Below are 25,555 nucleotides of genomic sequence, written 5' to 3' on the forward strand. Positions count from 1 at the left end.
GACCGGGGCCACGGGCGCCGGCCGGGCGGGGCGCCCGAGCTGACCGGATCACCCATCACGCGCAACCGAAGCGAAGGAGTGCGGAGTCCATGCCGGGAACCGTGACGATGTACAGCACCACCTGGTGCGGCTACTGCCGTCGGCTGAAGGGCCAGATGGAACGCGAGGGGATCGCCTACACCGAGGTCAACATCGAGCACGACCCGGCGGCAGCAGAACTCGTGGAGCGGGCGAACGACGGTAATCAGACGGTGCCGACCCTCCTCTTCGAGGACGGCTCGACCCTGACCAACCCCTCGCTGGCCCAGGTGAAGCAGAAGATGGCCGCCGGGTGACGGTTGTCCGGTGACCCGTGAGCCCGAGCCCCGGCACCCCGCGTGCCGGGGCTCGGGCTCACGGCCGGGGCAGTGGCTTCCCGTACCAGAGCTCGACCAGGCGGGCCGCGATCGAGATGCCTGCCGGGGGCAGTATCTCTCCCGATTCGATGGCGCTCCGCAGGTCGTCCCGGGAGAACCAGCGCGCCTCCTCGATCTCCTCGCCGTCGACCCGCACCTCGCCCCCGACGGCACGGGCCACGAAACCGAGCATCAGGGCCGACGGGAACGGCCACGGCTGGCTGGCGATGTACTCGACCTCGCCCACCGTGACACCGACCTCCTCCGCGACCTCCCGGACCACTGCCTGCTCGATGGACTCCCCCGGCTCCACGAAACCCGCCAGGGTGGAGAAGCGGCCCTCGGGCCAGTGCACCTGCCGGCCGAGCAGCGCCCGGTCCTCGGCGTCCGTGACCAGCATGATCACCGCCGGGTCGGTGCGCGGATAGTGCTCGGCGCCACAGGCCGGGCAGCGGCGGACGTGCCCGGACGCCGCGATCACGGTGTGCTCCCCGCACCGCGAGCAGAACCGGTGCATCCGCTGCCAGTTCTCCAGGGCCACAGCGTGCACCAGCAGCTCGCTGTCCCGCTCGCTCAGCAGCCCGGCGGCCTCGCGGAGCCCGGCAGGGCGGGCCGCCGCGTCCATCCGGCCCGGGAGGCTGTCCTTCTGCAGGGCGAAGTACCGGACGCCGCTCTCGTCCGTCCCCAGGAAGTACCGGTGCTGCTCGGTCACCGGCGCGTCGAAGGACGGCATCAGCACCAGCTCGGTCCGCCCGTCCGGGGCGTCCTCCACCAGAGCCTGGCCTCCGGACACCACGAACACGCGGGTGGTCGGATGGCTCCAGGCGGCTGCGAGCCAAGCCTCATCCAGGCGATGACCGGAGGCCCGGTCGATGCCTCCGGTACCTGCGAGCGTGACCGACTGGACGGCGTTGTCCGGTGTGATACGCATGGGCAGAGCCTATCCGGGAGAGCGCGGGTTCAGCGGTCCTGTCCCATGAGCAGCCGCTCGAGCCCCGCCCGGTCCGGAAGACCGGCCGGCCGGACCAGCGCACCGCTGCGGACGTGGAGGAAGGCGGCGCCGACCCGATCCACCGGCAGACCGTGACGCTCCGCCCAGGCCAGCCGGTAGACGGCCAGCTGCAGCGGATCGGCGTCCTGGCCGCGCCCCGTCTTCCAGTCGATGATCTCGAATCCGTCGCCGTCCCGGTACACGGCGTCGATCCGGCCGCGGATCACCCGTCCCGCCAGGCTCAGCTGGAACGGGGCCTCGATCCGGTACGGGGTCCGGTGGGCGTAGGGCGTGCGTCCGAAAGCCTCCTTGAGCACCGCCAGTTCCCGCTCGTCCCGGATCTCGGTGTCCTCGTCGGGGTCTCCGCCGGGCAGTTCGTCGGGGCCGAGCATCGGCAGCGCCAGGGTTTCGAAGCGGGACTCCACCCAGGCGTGGAAGCGCGTGCCGCGCCGGGCGGCCGGCTGAGGCGGGCGGGGCATCGGACGGGCCAGTTCGCGGGCGAACCCCTCCGGGTCCTCGGCCAGCCGCTGCAGCTGGGAAGTGGTCAGGGAGTACGGCAGCGACACCTCACGGACCCCCTGCCGGGCCCGGCGCAGCTCGGTGGAGAGCGACTCCAGGTCCCGGTCCCAGGAGGCGGCGGTCCGCTGCTCCTCCGGGGTGAGCCCGTCGTCCCCGGCGGCGGCGGGCCCGGGGGCCGGCGCACCGGGCCCGCCGTCCACGTGGGCAGGGTCCGCGGGGACCTCCGGACCGCCGGGCCCACCGGTCACGCCGCGCAGCAGGGCCAGTACCTCTCCGGCGGCGACGCGGCGACGGCCGGCGGACCCGGCGTCCAGTGGCAGCGGCCACGCGTGCTCCTCCGCCGCGGCGTCCAGTGTGGGGTTCTCCGCCCCTTCCTCGGGCGGCTCGGCCCAGGCATCGACCTCGCCGTGCCCCGGCCCGGCCTCGCAGTGGCGGCGCAGTGCCAGCAGGAACTCCGACGGTTCCCGGGGCGTGCGCAGGCCCGGGCTCCAGCGGTGCGCCGAGCCGAGCAGCAGGGACCGCGGGCGGGTGAAGGTGACGTAGCCGAGCCGCAGCTCCTCCAGCCCGCGGTGTTCGCGGACCTCCGCCTGGTAGTCGCGGTAGGCGGCGGCGGTCCATTCCCCGACGGCCGGCAGGGTCGGCGCGTCGCCGCGCAGCGGGTGCGGGAGGGTGTGCGCGTGCCGCAGCCAGGAGTCCTGTGCCCGTTCCTTGGGGAAGCCCTTCCGGTGCAGCCCGGGGACGGCCACCACATCCCACTCCAGGCCTTTCGCCTTGTGCGCGGTGAGCACCTTGAGGGTGTTCTCGGCGCTGGGCAGTGAGCTGTCGAGCCCTCTGTCGTGTTCCGTGGCGGCCCGCAGGAACGCGAGGAAGGCGGGCAGGGTGGCCTCCCGGTCCAGCGCGGTGCTCTGCCGGCCGGAGGCGAAGCCGGCTGCGACGTCCAGGAAGGCGTCCAGGGTTTCCCGGCGGCGGGCGGCCAGGGCCTGCGGGGACGCGGAGAGCTCGACCTCGAGTCCGGTGACCGCCAGCACGCGGTGCAGCACGTCCATCAGCGGGTCACCGACCGAGCGCCGCAGCTCACGGATCTCGGCGGCGAGGTGCGCGAACCGGACTCTGGCTTCCGCGGAGAACGGCAGCCCGTCCTCCGGCTCCTGCGGGGAGCGTCCCGCGAAGGTGTCGAGTGCGTCGGCGAGCGAGGTGAGCTCGGCCGGGTCGGTGCCCTCCACGGCAGCGGTGAGCGCGTCCTCGCCGGGCCGGCCGCCGGGCCGCCGCACGAGCAGCCGGGCCCGGCGGCCGAGCAGCGCCAGGTCGCGCGGTCCGATGCGCCAGCGCGGTCCGGTGAGCAGCCGCACCAGGGCGGCGTTCGCCGTCGGGTCGGCGAGCACCTGGCAGACGGCGAGGAGGTCCGCGATCTCGGGCAGGTGCAGCAGGCCGGAGAGGCCGACGACCTCGACCGGCAGCTCGCGGTCGACCAGCGCCCGCTGGATCTCGGCGAAGTCACCCGCGGTGCGGCACAGCACGGCGATCTCTCCGGGTGGCGTGCCGGTGTGCACCAGGTGGGCGAGGGAGTCGGCGAGCCAGTCCAGCTCCTCGGCCTGGGTGGACAACAGGGCGCAGCGCACCCCGCCCTCGTGTTCGGCGCCGGGGGCTGCCCGCAGCGCGTCGACTCCGGGGTGGCGGGCGCGCAGCGGGGCGGCGAGCGCGTTGGCCAGGGTGAGCAGCCGGCCGCCGCTGCGTCGGTTCTCGTGCAGGGCGAAGCGGCGCGCGGGGCTGCCGTCACGGTGCGGGAAGTGGTCCGGGAACTCGTCGAGGTTGGCCACCGAGGCGCCGCGCCATCCGTAGATGGCCTGGCAGGGGTCGCCGACGGCGGTGACGGCGTGACCGGTGCCGGCGCCGAAGAGTCCGGAGAGCAGGATCCGCTGGGCGACGGAGGTGTCCTGGTACTCGTCGAGCAGCACCACGGCGTACCGTTCGCGCAGCACCCGGCCCACTTCGGGAACGTCGCGGGCGAGGACCGCGGACAGGGCGATCTGGTCGCCGAAGTCGATGAGATCCCGCTCCCGCTTGCGCCTGCGGTACTCCTCCACGACGGTCAGCAGCTGCTGCCGGCCCCGGGCCGCTTCCGGTATCCGGCGCAGGTCGGCGTTGGTGAGCCGCACCCCGGCCAGCTCGTCGAGCAGCGCCCGGTCGGCGGCACGCAGCCGCTCCGGGGAGACCAGGTGTTCCGACAGCTCGCCGTCGAGGGCGATGAGGTCCTCGATCAGGGAGCCGAGCCGCCGGGGGGTGGAGGTGGAGGCGGCGGTGGGTGCCTCGAACTCGGCCGGAGCGGCGCGCAGCACCTCGGCGGCCAGCTGGAACCGGGAGGCGTCGGCAAGCAGCCGGGAGGCGGGCTCGAGGCCCAGCCGCAGCCCGTGCTCCTTGAGCAGCCGGCCGGCGAAAGCGTGGTAGGTGGAGATCTCGGGCTCGCCCGCGATGCCGTCCGGCGGCTCGGCCGGGCCGGTGGAGCCGGACGGGCCGGAGAGTTCTGCGGGGACGAGCACCCCGGCCCGGTGCAGCGCCCGGTGCACGCGTTCGGCGAGCTCTCCGGCGGCCTTGTTGGTGAAGGTCAGGCCGAGGACCTGCTCGGGGGCGACCTGCCCGGTGCCGACGAGCCAGACGACGCGGGCCGCCATCACCGTGGTCTTGCCGGAGCCCGCACCTGCCACGATGACCTGCGGGGCGGGCGGCGCGGTGATGCAGGCGGTCTGTTCCGGGGTGAAGGGAATCCCGAGGAGCTGCGCGAGCTCCCCGGGGTCCCTGAGTCTGGCGGGCACGGGACAAGAGGCTAGTGCCTCGCCACCGGGCCCGGCGCCGTCACGGTACGGGAGAGCGCGGTGCCGTCTCCGCGGCGGCCGGTGCTCGCGGGGCCGCCGCAGGGCCGCTCCCGTCCGGTGCCGGTGCGGTCAGCTGAAGACCTCTTCGAGGGAGACGGTGTCGCTCTCGTCGGGAACGTCCACCTCCACCTTCTGGTTGTAGTCGGAGTAGGTCACGCTGCCCTCGTCCTCGGTGCCCTCGACCGTCATCTTCATGATGTAGGCCTCACCGGAGTCGGCGATGTAGGTGGTGCGGACCTCTTCCCCCTCCTGCTTCTGCAGGCCGACCGTGGGCGTGCCGTCGACGTCCTCACCGTCGATCCGCTCCAGGTCCTCGCCGAGGTCCTCGGACTCCAGCTCGGCGACCATCTGGTCCATGTCACAGGCAGAGCCCACCGGGGATCCGCCCTGGCCGTCGGGGAAGGCGAGCCAGCGGCCCGCTATCTTCTCGTTCAGCTCGGTGCCGTCGGTGCCGGTCATGTCCCAGAACTCGTCAGCGGCCTTGATGTACATGGTCCCGTCGACGGAGCGGAACTCGGTCTCCCCCTGCTCGGTCATCGTCATGGTGCCGGTGCACTGGCCCGCACGGGAGATCGATGCCTGGAGCTGCATCTCGCCGTCGGGGGTCTCGAAGGTACCGTCCACGGAGAGGGACTCGACCTCGTTCATCGCTTCCACCGTCCGCTCGGCGACCTCGGTTGCGCTGAGGCCGTCCAACTCACCACCGTCGCTGCCGCATCCCGCGGTGCCCAGCGCCAGGGCGGTCACCGCCGCCGCGGCCAGGATGCTCTGCTTCGTCGTCACTGGTTGCTCCTCAAGTCTGTGGACCGCCATCGGACCACAGGCCGCGGGACGGTGGCGAACCGGGCTGCGCCCGGGCTCGTCTCCGGGGCCGGCGCGGCGTCAGTCCACCACGTGACGGCCCTCGGGCCGGGCGCTGCACGCGCTGTGGAAACTGCAGTTGCCGCAGTGCCGGCCGGGGGCCGGGGTGAAGCGTTCGTCCAGCACCCGCCCGGCTGCCTCGGCCAGCAGCTCCCCGACCCATCCCCCGGCGGCCCCGGCGGGGGACGGGTCCGTGCCGGGGTCACCGGACAGCGGCGGCTGTCGGCGGACCGCCGGGCGGAGTTCGCCGCCTTCCTTGCGGGAGGCGGCCTGGCGCAGGTACACGAGCTCGGCACCGCCGAGCCGCGCGGCGCTGTCCTCGGTGGCACCGTTGTGCCGCAGCGCCAGCTGATAGACCGCCAGCTGGGGGTCGGACGCGGTCTCGGCGGGGCTCAGCGCCCGGGCACCGGTCTTGAAGTCCACGACGTAAGCGCGGCCCTCGGTGTCCCGCTCCACGCGGTCCAGCACCCCGCGGATCCGGACCTCGTGCTCCCCGGCCCGCAGGGTGACGTCGAACGGCTCCTCGGTGGCGACGGGTGTCCGCCCGGTGTCGCGCTGCTGGACATGCCAGTTCAGGAAGCGTTCCAGTGCGGCCCGCGCCTCCTCCTTCTCTTTCCTGGACTGCCAGGGGGCGTCGAAGGCGAGGGAGTCCCAGACGGTCTCCAGCCGTTCCATGAGCACCGCCAGGTCCGCCGGGGTACTGCCGGACGCCACCTCGTCGGCCAGCACGTGCAGCACGTTCCCGAAGCCCTGGGCGGCAGTGGCCGGTGAGGCGGCGTGCACCTCGCGGTCCAGGAACCACTGCAGCGAGCAGGTGTTCAGCAGCTGCCCCAGGGCGCTGCCGGACAGGGCGACGGGCCGCTCCGGGTCACGCACCGGAACGTCGTTGACGGTCTGCTCGCGCAGCCCCCACCAGCGCTGCGGGTGGGCGGCGGGCACCAGGGCGTGCCCCTCGTCGTCCCGCAGTACCGCGAGGCGGGCGAGCCGTTCCGCGGCGGCCTTCCGCAGCGCGGGGGAGGCGGCGGGGTCCACTGTGGTGGCGCGCAGTTCGGCGACGAGCGCGGCAACGGACAGCGGCCGCCGCGGCCGGCTGCTCACGTTCTCCGGCTCCACCCCCAGCTCGGTGAGGAACCGGGACGGCTGGTCGCCGTCGTCCGCGCCGCGCACCGCGGTCACCACCAGCCGGTCCCGGGCCCGGGTGGCGGCCACGTAGAACAGCCGGCGTTCCTCGGAGAGCAGCGCGGCCGGGCTCAGCGGCTCCGCCAGGCCCTGCCGGCCGATCCGGTCGGCCTCCAGCAGCGAGCCGCGGCGTCGCAAGTCGGGCCAGAGACCTTCCTGTACTCCGGCGACCACCACCAGGGACCACTCCAGCCCCTTGGCCCGGTGCGCGGTCAGCAGCCGCACGGCCTCCGGCCGCACCGCGCCCGGGGCTCGGGTGTCGGCCGCGATGTCGTGGGCATCGAGCTCCGCCAGGAAGTTGAGGGCACCGCGGCCCCCGGTGCGCTCCTCGGCACGGGCGGCGGCGTCGAACAGCGCGCACACGGCGTCCAGGTCCCGGTCGGCGTTGCGGCCGCCGGCACCACCCCGCCGGGCCGCCCGTTCCAGCCGCTGCGGCCAGGCCGTGCCGTCCCACAGGTCCCACAGCGCCTCCTCCGCGCTGCCGCCTCCGGTCAGCCGCTCCCGCGCCTTGCGGAGCAGCAGACCGAGCCGCTGGGCGGCCGCGGCACAGGCGGGGTCGTGGGCGACGAGCCGCTCCGGCTCGGCGAGGGCGCGGGCGAGGAGCTCGTCGGAGGGCGCGGGGACCGCGGTGCCCGCCTCCCGCTCCTCCTGGCGCAGTGCCCGGCCGAGCCGGCGCAGCTCGGCGGCGTCCATGCCGCCGAGCGGAGAGGTCAGGAGCGTCAGAGCGGTCGCGGTGTCGAGCGCCTGTGGTGCGGCCACCGCACGCAGCGCCGTCAGCAGGGGGGAGACCGCCGGTTCGTGCCGCAGCGGGAGATCGTCACCGTCGACCTCCAGGGGGACGCCGGCCGAGGTCAGTGCCCGGCGCACGCCCGGGATGGACCGGCTGCCGGCCCGCACCAGGACCGCCATCTCCCGCCAGGGCAGGCCCTCCTCCAAGTGGGCGCGGCGCAGCAGGTCGGCGATGTTGGCGAGCTCGGCACCCGGGGTGGGGTAGGTGAAGACCTGCACCCTGCCGCCGGCCCGGGAGGCGGACAGTTCACGGTGCTCGCGCACCTTGCCTGCGGGCAGCCGGGCGAGCGGCATCCGCCGGGTGAGCTGCCTGGTGGCGGCGAGCAGCCGTGCTCCGCTGCGGCGGCCGGCCCGCAGCACCGATACGGGGGCGGGCTGCCCGGCGGTGGTGCGGAAGGTGCCCGGGAAGTCGAGGATGCCGTTCACGTCCGCGCCCCGGAAAGCGTAGATCGACTGGTCGGGGTCCCCGAAGACCATCAGGTCCCGGCCGCCGTCCGTGAACGCCCGCAGCAGCCGGACCTGGGAGGGGTCGGTGTCCTGGTACTCGTCGACGAACACCGCGTCGTAGGCCCCGCGCACCCGCCGGGTGTTCTCCTCGCGCTCGGCGACCGTCACGGCCCGGTGCACCAGCTCGGCGTAGTCCAGCACCCCCTGGGACTCGATGACGTCCAGGTACTCGGCGAGGAAGCGGGCCGCCGCCTCCCAGTCGGGGCGGCCGGTGCGCCGGGCGAACGCCGCGAGGGTGTGGGGTCCGAGGCCGAGCTCCCGGCTCCGGGCGAGCACGGCCCGCAGCTCGTCGGCGAACCCGCGGGTGGTCAGGCACTCCCGCAGCTCCGCGGGCCAGCGGATGCCGCGCCCGGTGCGTTCCAGGTCCACTTGCCCCGCGAGCAACTCGCGCAGGTACAGGTCCTGTTCCGGGCCGGAGAGCAGCCGCAGCGGCTCGGCGAACAGCTCGCGGTCCTGGTGGGCACGGACCAGACCGTAGGCGAAGGAGTGGAAGGTGGTGGCCTGGGGGGACCGGCCCGCGAGGCGGGCCGTCATCCGGTCGCGCAGCTCGGCGGCTGCCTTCCGGCTGAAGGTCAGCACCAGGATGCGTTCGGGGTCGGTACCGCGCCGCACCCGCTCGGCCACGGACTCCGTCAGGGTGGTCGTCTTGCCGGTGCCGGGGCCGGCCAGCACCAGCAGCGGCCCGCCGGGGTGCTCAACCACGGCCCGCTGACTTGCGTCCACGACAGGGAACCCCGCGGGCGCCGACGGCGTCCGTACCAGCCGGTATGTGCCGGGGTCGGCGGACCCGGGTCCGCCCGGGCCCCCGGGGGGCTGATCGGTGAAGGGTTCGGGGAACGGATCGGAGAGGCTCACGTGCATCGCAGGTTCTCGCGGGAGCTCCCCTCCACGGCAACAGGGAGAAGAGCGATCGTGCCGACGGTACGCCAGTCGGCGGCGGGGCCGCGGCCCCGGGTCCGGCTCTCCGTCGGGGCGGCGACTTCCCCGCGGCGCTGCCGGATGACGGAAGCTGGGAGGTGTGAGCTGTGCACGCATGTTCCCCTCGCAGCCCGCCGGCCCGGCCCGGGCGGCGGGTTCACGGGGTGCCGTCCCACCGGGCGCGCCGCATGTCGAGCCGCGGCGGATCGCCGTCCCGCAACGGCGTGCCCTCCGCTCGGTAGTGCGCCAGGGCGCGCTGCTCGTGGCCGGGGAGCAGCCGGCCGTCCGCCCGTACCACGCGCCACCACGGGACCGCGCCGCCGTACCGGGACAGCACCCCGCCCACCTGCCGCGGCCCGCCCTCCGCGAGCCCGGCGGCGATGTCCCCGTAGGTCAGCACCCGCCCCGGCGGTATCCGCTCGGCGGCGGAGAGCACCCGGTCGGTGTAGTCGCTCACACGCGTCGGTCCGGCCATGCGGGCCATGGTGCCGTATTCGGGGGACACTGCGCGGCGGGCGCCGGACCGTGCAACGATCGTTCCGGCGGTGACACGTGATACGGGGCGAAGAAGAGACGGAGCAGCAGGACGGACGGGCCGGGGAAACGACCCGGCCGACGTCCGGCGCTGCGCCGCGCGCGGGAGCGGGATCCGCGGCGCACGGAGCGGAGCGTACGCCCAGCGGGGCGCATGCGGTGGGGCCGGCCGCGACGGCCCCCGAGGAGGAGCCGGAGCGGCCCGGTGAGGAACGACTGGACGGGGACGAGCCGATCCTCGCCGCCCGGGTGCACCGGCCCGCCGACCTGGTGCGCATCCTGCTGGGCCTGCTCGGCATCAGCCTGGTCCTGGCGGTCGCGACCTTTGCGATCGGCACCACCGAAGGCCTGGAACGGGACATCGGTGACGCCGCCGGGCAGGCCCCGCCGGTTCTGATCAGCTTCGCCGGCTTCGCGGCCAGCATCGCCGTCCTCATCGTTCCGGTGGCCTTCGCGGTCGAGCGGCTGATCAAACGGGACGGGCTGCGGATCGCCGACGGAGTGCTGGCCGCCGTGCTGGCCCACGGCGTCGCGCTCTCCTTCAGCCTGTGGGTCGCCCGGATGGCGCCGCAGGAGGTGCGCAACGCCCTCACCACCACCATTCCCGGCGGCGGAGGCATGACCGAGCCGGTGCACGGCTACCTGGCTCCGGTCATCGCCTACATGACCGCCGTGGGCATGGCCCACCGGCCGCGCTGGCGGATCCTCATGTGGGGCGTGCTGGTACTGGACGCCCTCGCGGTCCTGATCGGCGGCCACACCACCCCGTTCTCCATCCTGGTGACGGTGCTCATCGGCTGGACAGTGGCCTACGGCACGCTGTACGCGGTCGGCCAGCCCAACGTCCGGCCCACCGGGCAGCAGCTGCTCACCGGCCTGCGCCGGCTCGGCTTCCGTGCGGTGGGCGCGGTCCGCGCGGACGAGCCCGGCGACGCCGGGCGGGAGGAGCGCGGCAGCAGTGACGAGATCAGCCGCCGCTATCTGGTGACCCTGGAGTCCGGCCCGCCCCTGGACGTCACCGTGGTCGACCGGGAGCAGCAGGCCCAGGGGTTCTTCTACCGGGCCTGGCGCCGAGTGGTGGTGCGGGGCATCACCCAGCGGCGCAGCCTGCAGTCGCTGCGGCAGGCATTGGAGCAGGAGGCCCTGCTCGCCTACGCCGCGCACGCCTCGGGTGCCAACGCACCCGAGCTGATCGCCACCTCCGAGTTGGGTCCCGACGCGGTGATGCTGGTCTACCAGCACATCGACGCCAGAGATCTCGACTCCGTTCCGGAGGAGGAGATCTCCGGCGCGCTGATGGAGAACGCCTGGCGGCAGGTCGCCGCACTGCAGTCGCGGCAGATCGCCCACCGCGGGCTGGTCGGCCGGTCACTGCTCGTGGGCCGCGACGGCGAGGTCTACGTGACCGACCTGCGCGGGGGAGAGATCGCGGCCGGGGATCTGCTGCTGCGGATGGATATCGCCCAGCTGCTCACCACCTTCGGGCTCCGGGTCGGCGCAGAGCGGTCGGTGGCGGCGGCGGTGCGGGTGCTGGGCTCCGACGCGGTCGCCAACAGCCTGCCGCTGCTCCAGCCGATCGCCCTGAGCCGCGGCACCCGGCAGCAGCTGCGACAGCTCGGCCGGGAACGCTCCCAGCGGGAGCGGGAAGCGGTCCTGACCGCCTCCCGCGCCTACCGGGAGGCGGTCGGTGACCTGCCCGCCACCGGCCGGAAGGCGGTGCGGGCCGCCAGGCAGGCCGAGAAGCAGGTGATGGACGAGGCTCTGGAGAACGCCAAGGAGCCGGATCTGCTGTCCGAGATCCGGCAGCAGATGCTGCTGATCAGGCCCCGGGCCCCGCTGGAGCCCGCCCGGCTGGAACGCATCAGACCCCGCACCCTGGTGACCCTGATCGCCGGTGCGTTCGCCGCCTACTTCCTGATCACGCAGCTCATCCACATCGACTTCCACCGGGTCGTGGAGGATGCCAACTGGGCCTGGGTGATCGCCGCCGCGGCGTTCTCCGTGCTGTCCTACTTCGCGGCGGCGGTGAGCCTGCTGGGCTTCGTCCCGGAGAAGGTCCCGTATCTGCGGACCGTGCTGGCTCAGGTGGCGGGCTCGTTCGTGAAGCTGGTGGCACCCGCGGCCATCGGCGGCGTCGCGCTCAACACCCGCTACCTGCAGCGCTCCGGTGTACGGCCCGGCCATGCGGCGGCGAGTGTCGGGGCGAATCAGCTGTTCGGTCTGGGCAGCCATGTCACTCTGCTGCTGGTCTTCGCCTACCTCACCGGTACCCAGCAGACCCCGACGCTCTCCCCCTCCCGCACGGTGATCGCCGGCCTGCTGACGGCGGCGGTGCTGACGCTGATCGTCACCGCCGTGCCGGGGGTGCGCAGGTTCCTCTCCGAGCGCCTGCGGTCTCTGTTCGCCGGTGTGGTGCCCCGGATGCTCGACGTGGTCCAGCGTCCGCGGAAGCTGCTCAGCGGCATCGGCGGCATGGTGCTGATGACACTGGCGTTCTCCCTCTGCCTGGATGCCTCGGTACGTGCCTTCGGCGGGGACGTCAACTTCACCACGGTGGCTCTGATCTTCCTGGCCGGCAACGCGCTGGGCTCGGCCGCGCCCACCCCGGGCGGCCTGGGCGCGGTGGAGGCCGCGCTCTTCACCGGACTGACGGCGTTCGCCGGCATGCCGGCCGACAGCGCCATGCCGGCGACGCTGCTGTTCCGGCTGATGACCTTCTGGCTGCCGGTGCTGCCCGGCTGGCTGGCGTTCACCCACCTCACCCGCAAAGAGGCGCTCTGACCACCCCGGGCCCGCCGGAGACGGCCCCGGGCCCGCACCCCCTGTGCCGGCGGATCCCGTAACCTGCCCTGAGCGAAAACCGATCGAACTGGGGACTCGGGGGGTCCGATGGCCGGTGCCGGGCGGCACGGAATACGCACGGTCGCCGCACTGCTCGGTGCCCTGCTGGCGGTCACCGCCTGTGTGAGCAGCAAGGCCGGAATCCCCGCCCCGCACGGGAAACCGGAGGTCGCCGACACGTTCCCTCCGGACGGGGACGACGGAACACCGGGCGGCCCCGGCTCTCCCCCGGCCGTGTTCACCGAGCAGACACTGGACTGGGCGGAGTGCGGGGCGCCCACCCCCCTGCAGGGCAGCGGACCGGCACCCGGCGGGCCCTGGCGGTGTGCCGAGCTGACCGTACCGCTGGACCACTCCCGGCCGGAGGGCGAGACCCTCGGCATCGCACTGATCCGGGCCGAGGCCACCGGCAGCCGGAGCCGCGTCGGCTCACTGGTGTTCAACTTCGGCGGCCCCGGGGGCTCCGGAGTGGCCGCGCTGCCCCGGATGGGCGAGCGGTTCGACCGGCTGCGCGAGGCCTACGACCTTGTCAGCTTCGACCCGCGCGGGGTCGGGGAGAGCGCGGGCGTGATCTGCCTCGACGACGAGGAACTCGACGCCGCCACCCAGGACTCCGACCGCAGCCACCCCCGTACACCCGCCCAGGAGGCGGCCTTTCTCGACCGGAAGCAGGAGTACGCCGCGGCCTGCCGGGCGAACGCCGGAGACCTGCTGCCGCACCTCACCACCGTGGCCACCGCCCGGGACCTGGACCTGCTGCGCCACGTGCTGGGCGACAGCAAGCTGCACTACTACGGAGCCTCGTACGGCACCAAGCTGGGCGGCGTGTACGCGGGCTTGTTCCCCGAACGGGTGGGCCGCACGGTCTTCGACTCCGTCGTGGACCCGACCAGCGACCTGGTGGGGCGCTCCCTCGCCCACACCGCGGGCTTCCAGCTGGCACTGGACAACTACTTCACCGACTGCGCCGAGCGGTACGGGCCCGACTGCCCCACCGGCAGCGGACCCGCGCAGGGCAATGAGATCCTCGCCGGCCTGCTGGCCGGTCTGGACCGGGAGCCACTGCCCACCGGCAGCGGGCGCGAGCTCACCCAGAGCCTGGCCGTGACCGGCGTGCTCGCCTCGCTGTACTCCGAGAACTTGTGGCCGGTCCTGACCGAGGCCCTGCGGCAAGCCCTGGACAGGCGGGACGGCGGGCAGCTGCTGGCCGCCGCCGACCGGTACAACGGCCGCGACCAGCTGGGCCGGTACCGGAATCTGCACTCCGCGAACACCGCGATCAACTGTGCCGACTTCGCCTCCCGGCCCGGCATCGAGGACGTCCACCGGCACCGCCCCGAGTTCGCGGAGATCTCGCCGGTCTTCGGTGAGTACCTGGTGTGGAACCTGCTGAGCTGCACCGCATGGCCGGTGACCGGAGAACGGGACCAGCCGCATGTCCGCGCCCCGGGCGCCCGTCCCATCCTGCTGATCGCGACGACCGGCGACCCCGCCACGCCCTACGCGGGCGCCGAGCGCATGCAGCAGGAGCTCGGCGAGGACGTCGGCGTCCTGCTGACCTACGACGGGGACGGCCACGGCGCCTTCAGCAGCGGCAACGCCTGCGTCCGTACCGCCGTCCATGCACATCTGCTGTCCGGCGCCACGCCGGAGGACGGCATGATCTGTACGTGATCGTCAACCAGGGGAAGTCCATGCCCAGAAACCCACGACCGCACCGCCGCGCCGCCGCCGCGGCTCTGGCCGCTGCCCTGCTGGCCGCCGGGTGCAGCGGCAGCACATCGGCCGACGACCGGGAACGGGACGGCTCCGGTGCCACGGACCGGTCCACCCCCGCCGCCCAGGCGTATCCGGGGGTGCCGGACGACCTGGCCCAGCAGCGGCTGGAATGGGAGAGCTGCGGGGCACCGACCGAGCTGCAGGGCGAGGGGCAGCCCCCCGGTGAGCTGGACGACGGCACCCCCTGGCAGTGCGCCGAGCTCACCGTTCCGCTGGACTGGAGCGAACCCGGCGGCGACACCATTGACCTTGCACTGATCCGGGCGGAGAGCTCCTCCCGGGACGGGAACCGGGTCGGCTCCCTGGTCTTCAACTTCGGCGGCCCCGGCGCGTCCGGGGTCTTCACCATGCCGCTCGTGTCGGAGGACTACGCCTCCCTGCGCACCGGCTTCGACCTGGTCAGCTTCGACCCGCGGGGGGTCGGCGAGAGCGCGGGCGTGGTCTGTTTCGACGGCGAGCAGCAGGACGCCGTGGACCAGGAACACGGCAGCCTCCCGCAGACACCGGAGGACGAGGCGGCCCTGGAGAAGCTGGACGAGCAGTACATCGCCGCCTGCGAGGAGAATTCGGGAGACGTGCTGCCGCACGTCACCACCACCAACACCGCACGGGATCTGGATCTGCTGCGGCACGTCCTCGGCGACACCAAGCTGCACTACTTCGGCATCTCCTACGGCACCGAGCTGGGCGGGGTGTACGCCAACCTGTTCCCGGAACGGGTGGGGCGGGCGGTGCTGGACGCCGTCGTGGACCCGACGGGCAACCTCCTGGAGCAGTCGCTGCAGCAGGCCGAGGGGTTCCAGCTGGCGCTGGAGAACTACATGGCCGACTGCGCCGGGCAGGACCCGGAAGGGTGCCCCACCGGCAGCGGCCCGGAGGAGGGCAACGAGATCCTCGCCGGCCTGCTGGCCGGGCTCGCCGAGGAACCGCTGCCCACGGAGGACGACCGCGACCTCACCCAGACGCTGGCCGTCACCGGCATCGCCGCCGCGCTGTACTCCGAGGAAACCTGGCCCTACCTGACCACCGCCCTGGAGCTGGCGCTGGAGGGCCGCGGCGACGTGCTGCTGCTGTTCGCGGACGCCTACAACGGCCGGGGCGACGACGGCACCTACTCCAACCAGAACGCGGCCCACGTCGCGATCCGCTGCGCCGACTCCTCGGCCGGCCTGGACCGCACTGCCGTCGACGAACACCGGGACGAATTCCTGGCCGCCTCTCCGGTGTTCGGAGAGTTCCTGGTGTGGAGCCTGACCGGGTGCGACGGCTGGCCGGTCGAGGGGGAGAGCGACAACCCCGAGGTGAGCGCCGAGGGCTCCTCCGAGATCCTGCTGATCGCGACGACCGGTGACCCGGCCACCCCGTACGCGGGCGCCGAGCGCATGCAGCAGGAGCTGGGCGAGGGCGTCGGCATCCTGCTGACCTACGACGGTGAGGGGCACGGCGCGTACAACGGCACGGACCCCTGCATCACCGAGGCGGTGGACGAGTACCTGCTCGCCGGCATGGTCCCGAAGGACGGCCTCGTCTGCGGCTGACCGAGGGCATTGTTTCCGGCCCCGGTACGCGGAAGGGGCCACCGGTCATCCGGCGGCCCCTTCCGTCGGGGTCCCTGTCGGGCCCTTCCGGATCCTGGTCAGTAGACCGGCTTGTCGGGCTCGATCTGGTTCACCCAGCCGATGACTCCCCCGCCGACGTGCACCGCGTCGGAGAAGCCCGCGTTCTTCAGCACGGCAAGGACCTCCGCGGAGCGGACACCCGTCTTGCAGTGCAGGACGATCCGCTTGTCCTGCGGCATGCTCCCCAGGGCATCGCCCATCAGGAACTCGTTCTTCGGGATCAGCCGGGCTCCGGGGATCGAGACGATCTCGTACTCGTTCGGCTCCCGCACATCGATGATGTCGATCTTCTCGTCCGCGTCGATCCATTCCTTGAGCTGCTTCGCGGTGATCGTCGACTCCATGGCCGCCGCCTGGGCCTCCTCGGAGACGACGCCGCAGAACGCCTCGTAGTCGATCAGCTCGGTGACGGTCGGGTTCTCCCCGCACACCGCGCAGTCCGGATCCTTGCGGATCTTGACCTGGCGGTACGTCATCTCCAGGGCGTCGTAGATCATCAGCCGGCCGAGCAGCGGCTCACCGATTCCGGCGAGCAGTTTGATGGCCTCGTTGACCTGGATGGATCCCACCGACGCGCACAGCACGCCCAGGACACCGCCCTCGGCGCAGGAGGGGACCATGCCGGGGGGCGGGGGCTCCGGGTAGAGGCAGCGGTAGCAGGGACCGTGCTCGGACCAGAAGACCGACGCCTGGCCGTCGAAGCGGTAGATCGAACCCCAGACGTACGGCTTGTTCAGCAGCACGCAGGCGTCGTTGACCAGGTACCGGGTGGCGAAGTTGTCCGTACCGTCCACGATCAGGTCGTACTGCTCGAAGATCTCCATCACGTTGGAGGAGTCGAGCCGCTCATTGTGCAGATTGACGGTGACGTACGGGTTGATCCCGAGCACCGTGTCCTTGGCGGACTCCGCCTTGGGGCGGCCGATGTCGGCCTGGCTGTGAATGATCTGCCGCTGCAGATTCGATTCGTCGACCTCGTCGAACTCCACGATGCCGAGGGTGCCGACGCCTGCGGCAGCCAGGTACATCAGGGCCGGGGAGCCGAGCCCGCCGGCGCCCACACAGAGCACCTTGGCGTTCTTCAGGCGCTTCTGCCCGGCCATCCCGACGTCCGGGATGATCAGGTGGCGGGAGTACCTGCGGACCTCGTCGACGGTGAGCTCGGCAGCCGGCTCGACCAGGGGGGGCAGCGACACGGGGGCTCCGATGATCTGAGGGAACAGTCGTACGTCCGACAACAGTGACACGCCCTGTCTCATTCCGAGACCGCCGTCCCGAGACGCGAGATACCCGTGTCCCAGAGGCCGGGCAGCGGCTCCCCGTCCCGGACGGCCCGGTCAGGGACGGACCGGCCCCGGAACACTGTCAGGGCCGGGGGGCCCGGGCTCCCGGTCCCCGGAGGGTCACATGCGGCACGCCGCTTCCATCCAGATGTCCCCCAGCGACTCCTCCAGACTGATCCTGGCCCGCCACCCCAGCCGGTCACGGGCGGTGCGGACGTCGGCCTGCTGCCAGGCACCGCACCCGTCCGGGTAGGGGGCGTGCGGGACGGCGGCCGGGACGGCCTGATCGGCACTGCGCTGAGCCGGCGGGCCGGCCGGTGGGGCGTCCAGCTCGTGCAGCGAGCCGGTGTATCCCGAGATCCGGGCGAGCGAGACCGCGGCCTCCCGGAGCCGGACGGCCTGACCGGTACCGATGTTGACCACGCCCTGAGCCGCGGAGAGCGTCGCGGCGTGCACCGCCCGGGCGATGTCCCGGACGTCCACGAAGTCCCGGCGCACGGCCAGCCCGCCGAGCTTCAGCTCACTCTCCCCGTGCTGCATCGCGCGCCGCAGGGAGTCGGCCAGCCGCCCGAGCGGAGAACCGGCCGGGGTCCCCGGGCCGGCCGGGGAGAACACCCGCAGGATGATCGCGTCCAGACCGGAACCGAGCACCAGCTCACTCGCGGCCAGCTTGCTGACTCCGTAGGGGCCACCCGGCCGGGGGGTGGCGTCCTCGGCAAGCGAGGAACCGAGTGCGGACGGCCCGTACTCGGCTGCGCAACCCAGGTGCACCAGCCGCGCGCCGCAGCCGCTGCGCCGCAGAGATTCGCACAGCGTGGCGGTGGCCACGGTGTTGTGCCGGGTCAGCTCACTGGCGGTCCCGCGGATCGCCCCCGCGCAGTTGACGACGACCCCCGGCTGCACGGCGTCCAGGAACCGGGTCAGCGCTCCGGGACTTCCGGTGGACAGGTCGAACCGGACGTCGGCGTCGTCACCGCGGCCCAGCGCGGTGAGCTGAACAGCGGGGTCGGCAAGCAGCCGGTCGGCCACGAATCGTCCGAGGTACCCACCTGCACCGAGCAGCAGCACTCTCATCGTTCTCTCCTTGTTCCGTGGGGGGGTTCCGGCGCGGCCGGAACGGTCGGTTCGGCGGGCATGCCCTGGACAGGAGCGCTCCGGCCGGAACAGCCGGCCTCAGGGCTTCGGTCGTCGTGTGTCACGGCGCCGCCCGGCGCCGGACGGCGCGGCGACGCCTGCGAAAGGACGGTATGTCCGCAAGGCCGTGGCGTGACGGACAGTTACCCGAGGAACCACCGGAAGGGGTGAAGAAACGTAACTACTGGCGAAGTGGGGCGTTACGGCGCGGTAGAGGAGCTCCGCGCGCCGTCGGCCGCGCCCTCAACCCTGTGCGGCGCGACGCACGCACCCGGAGCCGGAACCCGTGCCGGGCCCCGGGCTGCTCCGCAGGATCGCCGGGACGGGCAGGCTGCCGACTCCTGTGCGCGGCACCATCGTCCGGCTCGGTGCGACACTCGGCATCTCCCTGCCCGAACTCGCCGCCCGAACTCGCCCACGTCCGGCGCGCCGGTTCGGGGCCGAGTCCACCGGCTCGCCGGCGGGTCCGGCTAGTTGTCCGGGTGCGGCCAGGGATTCTTCTCGCAGGTGAGGCCGTTTATGGTCAGGAACTTGGTCTGCTGCATCATCACCGGCGCGGGCTCCCCCTCGCCGGGACACACCACGTGACCGTAGCCGAGCCGGTGCCCCACCTCATGGTTGATGAGCATCTGCCGGTAGCCGCGGATGTCGCCGTCGTACGTCTCGGCTCCCTGCGCCCAGCGCCAGCCGTTGATCATGACCCGCTCGGTGGAGGCGGAGTCGCAGGAGACGTTTTCCACCGTCACGTTCAGGCCGGACTTCGCGCACCACTCGGCAGTGGTGCCCGGGGTCGCCAGGGTGACGACGAAGTCGTACTGGCCGGACGAAACCCGGGCAAAGCTGCGCTCGCCGTTGTTGCCCCAGCTGCGCGGGTCGCTCAGTGTCCGGTGCACGATCTCCGCGAACACCCCGGCGTCCCAGTCGGTCTCGGGCTCCACATCCACCCGGTAGCGCAGCAGCGTGGTGGCGTCCGGGTCCGCGGGCGGATCGCTGCCGGGCACCGGGACCAGCTCCCCCGAGCCGGCCAGCTCCGGATCCAGGTCGGACACCGAGTCCAGGTGCTCTTCGTAGGCCGGCTCCTGACCGTCCCGCCTCCCGGCCTCCACACCGCCCCCGCCGGCCGACTTGGGATCCGCGGAGGTGTCGCCCCGCTCGGCAGGGCCGGTGGCAGCCTCCTGTTCGGCATCCCCCACCTGCCCGGTGACGGTGACGGCCAGCACCGTCACCACGGCCGCCGCGGTCACCCCGGTCAGGGACCGGCCCCAGCCGCCGGGCCGGTCCCCCGGCTCCCGCCGGGCAGCCGCCCGCCGGGAGCCGCCGGCGTGCCTGCGCGGGCCCGGCACGGCCGGGTCGGGCTCGGACGAGGAGGGAGGGGGTGCGCCGTAGTGCTGCTCGTCGAAGGCATCGACGTAATCCTGTCGTGGCCCCTGCCGGGGGCCGGCTGTCCGCGGGGTCGTCACCCGGTCCGGGTCCGCTGTCCCGGCCGGGTGCTCGCGCCTCTCCATGAGCGGCCTCAGCTCCCAGGTGCTTCGGCGGCGGGCCGGGTTCCCTGACCCGGGAGACGCGGGGACGGAGCGGGCTCCGCACCGGTGTCCGCCAGCAGTTCCCGGAAGGCGTCGGCGACGGCTTCCGGGTACTCCATCATCGCCATGTGACCGGCGTCCGGAAGGGCCAGCAGCCGGGACCGGCCGAAGGCCGCAGCGGCCCGGTCCGCCATCCGGTACGACACCACGCGGTCCCGGCCCCCGTACACCAGCAGGGTCGGGGCGAGGACCCGCTCGGCCTGCCGCCAGAGCGAGTACTGGCCGCCCAGCGTGTAGCTGTTCACGATCCCCCGCGCGGAACGGCTCAGCGAGTCCCAGAAGTACGGGAGGGACTGCCGCCGCTCGAGTTCCTCGATCGCCGCCCTGAGCTCCTCGGGTGCGATGCGCGCCGGATCCCCGTAACACAGCTGCAGTATTCCGCGAGCACGTTGCTCCAGGGAGGACTCCCGGGTCATCCGCCGGACCAGCCCGGCCACACCCGGCGCGGCCAGCAGCGCGGTGGGGAGCACGGCGCGCTGCGGCCTGCGCTCCGGCAGTGCGGGCGAGATGAGGGTGAGCGTCCGGATCAGATCGGGGCGGAGCGCGGCGACCCGGGTGGCCACGGCGCCGCCCAGGGAGTTGCCGAGCAGGTGCACGGGCCCGCGGTCGCTGGCCGCCAGGTAGCGCAGGACGGCTCTGGTGTGTCCGGCCACCGAGTAGTCACCGTCGTCCGGGGGCGGCGACGCCCCGAACCCGGGCAGGTCCAGCGCCTCGCACTCGACGGTTCCGGCCAGCCGCTCCATCAGCGCGGACCAGTTCCGCGAGCTGCCGCCGAGACCGTGCACGAGGAGGGCCGGTTCCAGCTCGTCCCGCTCGGCAGCCCGGCGGCGCACCGCCAGGGCCGATCCCGGCAGGTCCAGACACCGGATCGTCTCGGCTTCCCGTACTCCCGGCCAGCCCTCCGCGGCGGCCAGCGCTGCCTCGGCACGCTGCTCTTGGGTCGGTGACATGACGCAATACTACGAAGCGGGGCGGCCCGCATCCGCCTTGGCGGCGACGCCACGCCGTTCGCGTGTTGTTCCGGGGGCTCCTAGGCTGGAGCCACGCGCGTCCATACGGAGGTAGTGACCATGCCGATCGACCCCACCGAACCGGACAGTCTCGAAGAGTTCCCCCACGAGGAGGAGAACTTGGACAACGAGGCATCGGAGGCCGACGCCGCGGAGCAGCGGGCCGAGCTGCTCGAGCACCGGGATGTCCCTCTCACCGGTCCGGTACCGGCCGAGGCGAACGCCGCGGATCTGGCGGAGCAGGCCCGCGTGGTGGAACTGGACGACGAGGACTACCGGTGAACGACGGGCCGGCCCGGGCCTCGCGGCGACCCGTTCGCTTGTCCACGGAGTGAAATGCTCGTCTCGCGATGCACGGAGGAGGGTTACCCGACCGTACGATTGCGGCCGGAGCGCATGACCCCAGCACCCGCAGCGCACTGAACCGAAATGGGAGGCGGCGTGACAGCCATCGATCACACCGAGGCACGCCCCCGCGGCACCCGATTGCCGCGCCGAGCCCGACGTAACCAGCTCCTGGGCGCGGCCCAGGAGGTGTTCGTCGCCCAGGGCTACCACGCCGCAGCGATGGACGACATCGCCGACCGGGCCGGTGTCAGCAAGCCGGTGCTCTATCAGCACTTCCCCGGCAAGCTCGAGCTCTACCTGGCTCTGCTCGGCCAGCACTGCGACGCGCTGGTCGCCACCGTGCGGCACGCGCTCGTGTCCACCAGCGACAACAAACAGCGCATTGCCGCGACCATGGACGCCTACTTCGACTACGTCGAGCAGGAGGGCGGCGCGTTCCGGCTGGTCTTCGAGTCCGACCTGACGAACGAGCCCGCGGTGCGGGAACGCGTCGACAAGGTCTCACTGGACTGCGCGGAGCTGGTCAGCCCGCTGATCGCGGAGGACACCGACCTGCCGGAGGACGAGTCGATGCTGCTGGCGGTGAGCCTGTGCGGACTGGCCCAGATCACCGCCCGCTACTGGCTGGGCTCCGGCCGCCGGATCCCCCGGGACACGGCGAAGAGCCTGACCGCCTCCCTGGCCTGGCGCGGCATCGCCGGCTTCCCCATGCAGCACGACTGAGGGGTGTTCGCTCTCGGCGTGGCCGACCCGGCAGGGTCGTCGGCCCCGCGCGGCTACGCTGGGCGGGTACGGCGCGGGCCACCGCGCACGTCACGAAGCATGCGGAGGGACAAGCCGTGGAGATCAAGATCGGCGTTCAGCACACGCCGCGCGAGATCGTTCTCGAGAGCGGACAGTCTGGCGAGGAGGTGGAGCGCGCGGTGAACGAGGCGCTCTCCGGCGGCAGCAATCTGCTCAGCCTCACCGACGAGCGCGGTCGCAAGGTGCTGGTCCCCGCGGACCGGGTGGCCTACGTGGAGATCGGCGAGCAGGTGTCGCGCAAGGTGGGCTTCGGCGCGCTCTGAGCCGGACGGCGTTCGCGCCCCGGCGCGGATTGGCGAGACGGCGGCCGGAGGATTCCTCCGGCCGCCGTTTCGCGGACCGGCTCCCAGGGGTAGGACGCAGGCGTCCGAACTGCCCCCTACGGGAGGTCTCATGGTCTGGGAAACGCTCGGCTCGATCGTCCTCGGACTCGCCGTGGCGTTCGCCGCCACCCACTGGCGCCCCACACGTTTCCCGCATCACACCCTCGCCCTGGCCACCGGAGCGGGAGCCGCGCTGTTCGGGGGCGTGCTCGCCCGTGCCGTGCTCGGTCCCGGCCACGCGGCAGCCACCATGACCATCGCCCTGGCAGTGAGCGTCGCCCTGGTGTCGCTGCTGGTCCGCCCGCGGCCCACCGGGCGCAACCAGTACGTCACCTCCCGGCCGGCCCGCGGCTGAGGGGCCGTCCGGGCCGAGCGTGCACCGGCCCCCGCGGCCCCGTAGGCTCACCGCCGTGGATGTGCGAGGGCCGGTCGAGGAACAGCTGACGTCTGCGCTGGGCGAGCCGGAGGCGCGGGCCTCCGTGACCTTCCTGGGCACCGACCGGATCGAGGTGCTCCGCTGGATCACCGCCGGGACGGGCCCCGAGCCACCCGTCGTGCGGTACGCCACCCTCGGGATGTCCGCGGCTCCGATGGCCGATCCCACGGCGGGCGTCGCCGATCCGGACCGCGGGCCGCGCGCCGAGCTGCTGCTCACGCTGCGGGCCGGCCGGGCCGGGACGGACCAGGTGCTGCGTCCGCTCGCGGTGCTCGCCGCCGCCCCCCAGGTGGAGGGTGTGGTGGTCGCCCCGGGCGCGTCGCTGGACGTCGGCTCACCTCTGTGGCCCGGGGCCCCGTACACCTCCGTGCTGGTCGGCGCGTCCGGCGGTCTCGTCCCCGATCTGGTCCTGCCCACGCCGCTGGACCCGGTCCGGTTCTTTCCCCTGCTGCCCATGACCCCCAATGAGGCAGCATGGAAGCGCGTGCACGGAAGCGAGGCGCTGGAGGAGCGATGGCTGACGCATGGCACGGATCTGCGCGACCCCGGCCGGATTTCGGTTCCACTGACCGGGTGACTGTCCTTGACGCGGGGCCGGTCCGCGAGGAGCGTGGGTGCCCATGAGGGGCGAACCGAGTTGCCCGAAGTGCGGTGGCCGGGTACGGGCACCCGGCCTCTTCTCCGATTACTGGCAGTGCTCGGTGCACGGTGCCGTGCACCCGCTCCAGCCGGTCATGCCACCCAGCGTGGAAGCGCTCGGTGTGGTCGTGAACCGCACCCACGTGCCGGTGTGGATGCCCTGGCCACTGCCGGTGGGCTGGCTGTTCACCGGCGTCGCGTCGGCCGGCGACGACCGCAGCGGTGGGCGGGCGACCGCCGTCGCCTGCTCGGGGCCGGCACCGCTGGGCGGCCCCGGTGAGCTGCTGCTGATCGCCGAGGAGCTGGGCGTCGGCCTCGGGGCGCGGCACGCCGGCATTACCGGCCCCGATCCCGCTCCGTACATCCGGGTCGACCAGCCCCCGCATGCCAAGGTGCTGGCGGCCGGCCGCCTCACCCCGCTGTGGAACGTCAGCGGCGCCCCGCCCGACCGGGCCGTGTTCGCGGGCGAGGCCCGCGGGCTCTGGCTGTGGGCCGTCGTCTGGCCGGAGCAGTCCGGGCTGCTCATGTACGACGAGCTGGTACTGACCGACCTGCGCGAGGCGGGGGCCGAGTCGGAGCTCATCCCGTGCGGGGCGATCTCCCCCCAGCTGCTCGCCTGACGGTCCGGGGCGGCGCACCGATACCCTGGGGTCGACCTGTCCGTGCCGCCCCTGGGAGAGCCGCGCCGTGCGCATCGATCTGCACACCCACTCCACGGCTTCCGACGGCACCGACTCCCCCGCCGAGCTGGTCCGTGCCGCGGCGGCGGCCGGCCTGGACGTAGTGGCTCTGACCGACCACGACACGGTGGCCGGCCTGGAGGAAGCAGCCGCCGCGCTGCCTGCCGGGCTCACTCTGGTCCCCGGCTGCGAGCTGTCCTGCCGGCTCGGCCCGGTCAGCCTGCACATGCTCGGCTACCTCTTCGACCCGACGGAGCCCCGGCTGGCCCGGGAGCGGGAACTGTTGCACGACGACCGGGTACCGCGGGCCCGCGCCATGGTGGCCAAGCTGCGCGAGCTCGGCGCCCCGGTCACCTGGGAACGCGTCCGTGCCCTGGCGGACGGCGCGGTGGGCCGCCCGCACATCGCCACGGCGATGGTGGAGGCGGGCGTGATCGGCAGTGTCTCCGAGGCCTTCACCCAGGAGTGGATCGCCGACGGGGGGCGAGCGCACGTGGACAAGCACGAGCTGGACGCACTCACCGCGGTGCGTCTCATCCGTGAGGCCGGCGGGGTCGCGGTCTTCGCCCACCCCTTCGCGGTCAAGCGGGGCAGGACCGTCCCGGAGAGCGCCCTGGCCGAACTCGCCGCCGCCGGACTCGACGGCCTCGAGGTCGACCACATGGACCATGACGCGGCGGCCCGCGCCCGGCTGCGCGGCCTGGCCGCCGATCTCGGCCTGCTGACGACCGGCTCCAGCGACTACCACGGCAGCCGCAAGACCTGTCTGCCGGGCGAGCACACCACGGCTCCCGACGTGTACGCCGAGATCGCAGCCCGCGGCTCCGGGGCACGGCCGGTCACGGCCTGACCCGCTTCCGCCCTCACCTTCCACCGCTTCCGAGGCTCCACGTGTTCGACTTCGCCCTGTTCGGCTCCGTCTTCGTCACCCTGTTCGTCATCATGGACCCACCGGGGACCACCCCGATCTTCCTCGCCCTGACCTCCGGCCGTCCCGTCAAAGTACAGCGCCGGATGGCTTGGCAGGCGTCCCTGGTGGCGCTCGGCGTGATCACCGTCTTCGGCCTCGCGGGCCACCAGATCCTGGACTACCTCGGGGTGTCGCTGCCCGCCCTGATGATCGCCGGTGGTCTGCTGCTGCTGCTGGTGGCGCTCGATCTGCTGACCGGCAAGACCGATGAGCCCACCCAGACCAAGGACGTCAACGTGGCCCTTGTTCCGCTGGGCATGCCCTTGCTCGCCGGGCCCGGCGCGATCGTCACGGTGATCCTCGCGGTGCAGAACGCCGACAGCGCCTGGGACCACAGTGCGGTCTGGGCCGCCATCGCCGTCATGCACCTCGTCCTCTGGCTGACGATGCGCTACTCGCTCCTCATCGTCCGGGTGATCAAGGACGGCGGCGTGGTGCTGGTGACCCGGCTGTCGGGCATGCTGCTGTCGGCGATCGCGGTCCAGCAGATAGCCAACGGGGTGATCGGCTTCCTCGAGGCGGGCACCGGCTGAGCTGCGGGCC

At 73.0% G+C, this 25,555-nt stretch carries 21 protein-coding genes; 12 read left to right on the forward strand and 9 right to left on the reverse strand.

The annotated features are described in order from the left end of the window. The first annotated feature begins 89 nt into the window (after positions 1-89). Positions 90-335, forward strand: coding sequence for a mycoredoxin (locus PJ985_RS04630; RefSeq protein ID WP_271682229.1), 246 nt, complete (start codon positions 90-92; stop codon positions 333-335). Positions 336-393: 58 nt separating this feature from the next. On the opposite strand, the gene nudC is transcribed toward PJ985_RS04630, so the two are convergent. From nudC to PJ985_RS04655, 5 genes are all read right to left on the reverse strand, one after another. Then, positions 394-1,326 (reverse strand): NAD(+) diphosphatase, encoded by a 933-nt coding sequence (gene nudC, locus PJ985_RS04635; RefSeq protein ID WP_271682230.1) that lies wholly within the window; start codon positions 1,324-1,326, stop codon positions 394-396. 29 nt (positions 1,327-1,355) lie between these two features. After that, positions 1,356-4,715, reverse strand: a complete 3,360-nt coding sequence (locus tag PJ985_RS04640; RefSeq protein WP_271682231.1) for an ATP-dependent DNA helicase — start codon at positions 4,713-4,715, stop codon at positions 1,356-1,358. A 129-nt stretch (positions 4,716-4,844) separates the two neighbouring features. Next, positions 4,845-5,558, reverse strand: coding sequence for a hypothetical protein (locus PJ985_RS04645; RefSeq protein ID WP_271682232.1), 714 nt, complete (start codon positions 5,556-5,558; stop codon positions 4,845-4,847). A 99-nt stretch (positions 5,559-5,657) separates the two neighbouring features. Then, positions 5,658-8,972, reverse strand: coding sequence for an ATP-dependent helicase (locus PJ985_RS04650; RefSeq protein ID WP_443033408.1), 3,315 nt, complete (start codon positions 8,970-8,972; stop codon positions 5,658-5,660). A gap of 214 nt (positions 8,973-9,186) precedes the next feature. Next, entirely contained in the window at positions 9,187-9,504 is a 318-nt protein-coding gene (locus PJ985_RS04655; protein ID WP_333909828.1) for an MGMT family protein, read from the reverse strand. Between the two features lie 77 nt (positions 9,505-9,581). Between PJ985_RS04655 and PJ985_RS04660 the strand changes: the two genes are divergently transcribed. The 3 genes from PJ985_RS04660 to PJ985_RS04670 all read left to right on the forward strand — a co-directional run bounded on the left by PJ985_RS04660 (position 9,582) and on the right by PJ985_RS04670 (position 15,721). After that, a complete protein-coding gene (locus tag PJ985_RS04660) occupies positions 9,582-12,344 on the forward strand; it encodes a lysylphosphatidylglycerol synthase domain-containing protein (RefSeq protein WP_443033409.1) in 2,763 nt (920 codons plus the stop codon). A gap of 108 nt (positions 12,345-12,452) precedes the next feature. Further along, positions 12,453-14,078 carry an alpha/beta hydrolase gene (locus tag PJ985_RS04665; RefSeq protein WP_271682234.1) on the forward strand — a complete coding sequence of 542 codons (1,626 nt, stop codon included), beginning with the start codon at positions 12,453-12,455 and terminating at the stop codon, positions 14,076-14,078. Positions 14,079-14,098: 20 nt separating this feature from the next. Next, positions 14,099-15,721, forward strand: a complete 1,623-nt coding sequence (locus PJ985_RS04670; protein ID WP_443033419.1) for an alpha/beta hydrolase — start codon at positions 14,099-14,101, stop codon at positions 15,719-15,721. A 98-nt stretch (positions 15,722-15,819) separates the two neighbouring features. Here PJ985_RS04670 and moeZ read toward each other — a convergent pair whose 3' ends face one another. The 4 genes from moeZ to PJ985_RS04690 form a co-directional block, all read right to left on the reverse strand. Continuing rightward, positions 15,820-16,998 carry an adenylyltransferase/sulfurtransferase MoeZ gene (moeZ, locus tag PJ985_RS04675; RefSeq protein ID WP_271682527.1) on the reverse strand — a complete coding sequence of 393 codons (1,179 nt, stop codon included), beginning with the start codon at positions 16,996-16,998 and terminating at the stop codon, positions 15,820-15,822. Between the two features lie 207 nt (positions 16,999-17,205). Next, positions 17,206-18,159, reverse strand: coding sequence for an NAD-dependent epimerase/dehydratase family protein (locus PJ985_RS04680; protein ID WP_271682236.1), 954 nt, complete (start codon positions 18,157-18,159; stop codon positions 17,206-17,208). A 530-nt stretch (positions 18,160-18,689) separates the two neighbouring features. Further along, positions 18,690-19,724: a DUF3152 domain-containing protein gene (locus PJ985_RS04685; protein ID WP_271682237.1), complete on the reverse strand. Its 1,035-nt coding sequence runs from the start codon at positions 19,722-19,724 to the stop codon at positions 18,690-18,692. An 8-nt stretch (positions 19,725-19,732) separates the two neighbouring features. Beyond that, entirely contained in the window at positions 19,733-20,752 is a 1,020-nt protein-coding gene (locus tag PJ985_RS04690; protein ID WP_271682238.1) for an alpha/beta fold hydrolase, read from the reverse strand. Between the two features lie 120 nt (positions 20,753-20,872). Here PJ985_RS04690 and PJ985_RS04695 point away from each other — a divergent pair, with 120 nt between their 5' ends. The 8 genes from PJ985_RS04695 to PJ985_RS04730 all read left to right on the forward strand — a co-directional run bounded on the left by PJ985_RS04695 (position 20,873) and on the right by PJ985_RS04730 (position 25,545). Continuing rightward, positions 20,873-21,094, forward strand: a complete 222-nt coding sequence (locus PJ985_RS04695; RefSeq protein WP_271682239.1) for a hypothetical protein — start codon at positions 20,873-20,875, stop codon at positions 21,092-21,094. A gap of 159 nt (positions 21,095-21,253) precedes the next feature. Then, a complete protein-coding gene (locus tag PJ985_RS04700) occupies positions 21,254-21,883 on the forward strand; it encodes a TetR/AcrR family transcriptional regulator (protein WP_333909829.1) in 630 nt (209 codons plus the stop codon). 116 nt (positions 21,884-21,999) lie between these two features. Continuing rightward, positions 22,000-22,227 carry a DUF3107 domain-containing protein gene (locus PJ985_RS04705; RefSeq protein ID WP_271682241.1) on the forward strand — a complete coding sequence of 76 codons (228 nt, stop codon included), beginning with the start codon at positions 22,000-22,002 and terminating at the stop codon, positions 22,225-22,227. Positions 22,228-22,357: 130 nt separating this feature from the next. Then, entirely contained in the window at positions 22,358-22,642 is a 285-nt protein-coding gene (locus PJ985_RS04710) for a hypothetical protein (RefSeq protein ID WP_271682242.1), read from the forward strand. A 55-nt stretch (positions 22,643-22,697) separates the two neighbouring features. Beyond that, positions 22,698-23,300 carry a suppressor of fused domain protein gene (locus PJ985_RS04715; RefSeq protein ID WP_271682243.1) on the forward strand — a complete coding sequence of 201 codons (603 nt, stop codon included), beginning with the start codon at positions 22,698-22,700 and terminating at the stop codon, positions 23,298-23,300. 43 nt (positions 23,301-23,343) lie between these two features. Next, positions 23,344-23,982 carry a DUF6758 family protein gene (locus PJ985_RS04720; RefSeq protein ID WP_271682244.1) on the forward strand — a complete coding sequence of 213 codons (639 nt, stop codon included), beginning with the start codon at positions 23,344-23,346 and terminating at the stop codon, positions 23,980-23,982. Between the two features lie 67 nt (positions 23,983-24,049). Beyond that, on the forward strand, positions 24,050-24,892 hold the full coding sequence (locus PJ985_RS04725) for a PHP domain-containing protein (RefSeq protein ID WP_271682245.1): 843 nt from the start codon (positions 24,050-24,052) through the stop codon (positions 24,890-24,892). Between the two features lie 41 nt (positions 24,893-24,933). Beyond that, the gene (locus PJ985_RS04730; protein WP_271682246.1) at positions 24,934-25,545 is read left to right on the forward strand and encodes a MarC family protein; all 612 of its coding nucleotides are present in this window, start codon (positions 24,934-24,936) and stop codon (positions 25,543-25,545) included. Positions 25,546-25,555 lie beyond the last annotated feature (10 nt).

The sequence above is a fragment of the Streptomyces sp. ACA25 genome, from assembly GCF_028200735.1.
Classification (GTDB): domain Bacteria; phylum Actinomycetota; class Actinomycetes; order Streptomycetales; family Streptomycetaceae; genus Streptomyces.

Bases quoted from the DNA above. Each gene is read 5' to 3' on its own strand.
- PJ985_RS04630 (WP_271682229.1), top strand. From the start codon at position 90: ATGCCGGGAACCGTGACGATGTACAGCACCACCTGGTGCGGCTACTGC.
- nudC (WP_271682230.1), bottom strand. From the start codon at position 1,326: ATGCGTATCACACCGGACAACGCCGTCCAGTCGGTCACGCTCGCAGGT.
- PJ985_RS04650 (WP_443033408.1), bottom strand. From the start codon at position 8,972: ATGCACGTGAGCCTCTCCGATCCGTTCCCCGAACCCTTCACCGATCAG.
- PJ985_RS04655 (WP_333909828.1), bottom strand. From the start codon at position 9,504: ATGGCCGGACCGACGCGTGTGAGCGACTACACCGACCGGGTGCTCTCC.
- PJ985_RS04665 (WP_271682234.1), top strand. From the start codon at position 12,453: ATGGCCGGTGCCGGGCGGCACGGAATACGCACGGTCGCCGCACTGCTC.
- PJ985_RS04670 (WP_443033419.1), top strand. From the start codon at position 14,099: ATGCCCAGAAACCCACGACCGCACCGCCGCGCCGCCGCCGCGGCTCTG.
- PJ985_RS04680 (WP_271682236.1), bottom strand. From the start codon at position 18,159: ATGAGAGTGCTGCTGCTCGGTGCAGGTGGGTACCTCGGACGATTCGTG.
- PJ985_RS04685 (WP_271682237.1), bottom strand. From the start codon at position 19,724: ATGGAGAGGCGCGAGCACCCGGCCGGGACAGCGGACCCGGACCGGGTG.
- PJ985_RS04690 (WP_271682238.1), bottom strand. From the start codon at position 20,752: ATGTCACCGACCCAAGAGCAGCGTGCCGAGGCAGCGCTGGCCGCCGCG.
- PJ985_RS04695 (WP_271682239.1), top strand. From the start codon at position 20,873: ATGCCGATCGACCCCACCGAACCGGACAGTCTCGAAGAGTTCCCCCAC.
- PJ985_RS04710 (WP_271682242.1), top strand. From the start codon at position 22,358: ATGGTCTGGGAAACGCTCGGCTCGATCGTCCTCGGACTCGCCGTGGCG.
- PJ985_RS04720 (WP_271682244.1), top strand. From the start codon at position 23,344: ATGAGGGGCGAACCGAGTTGCCCGAAGTGCGGTGGCCGGGTACGGGCA.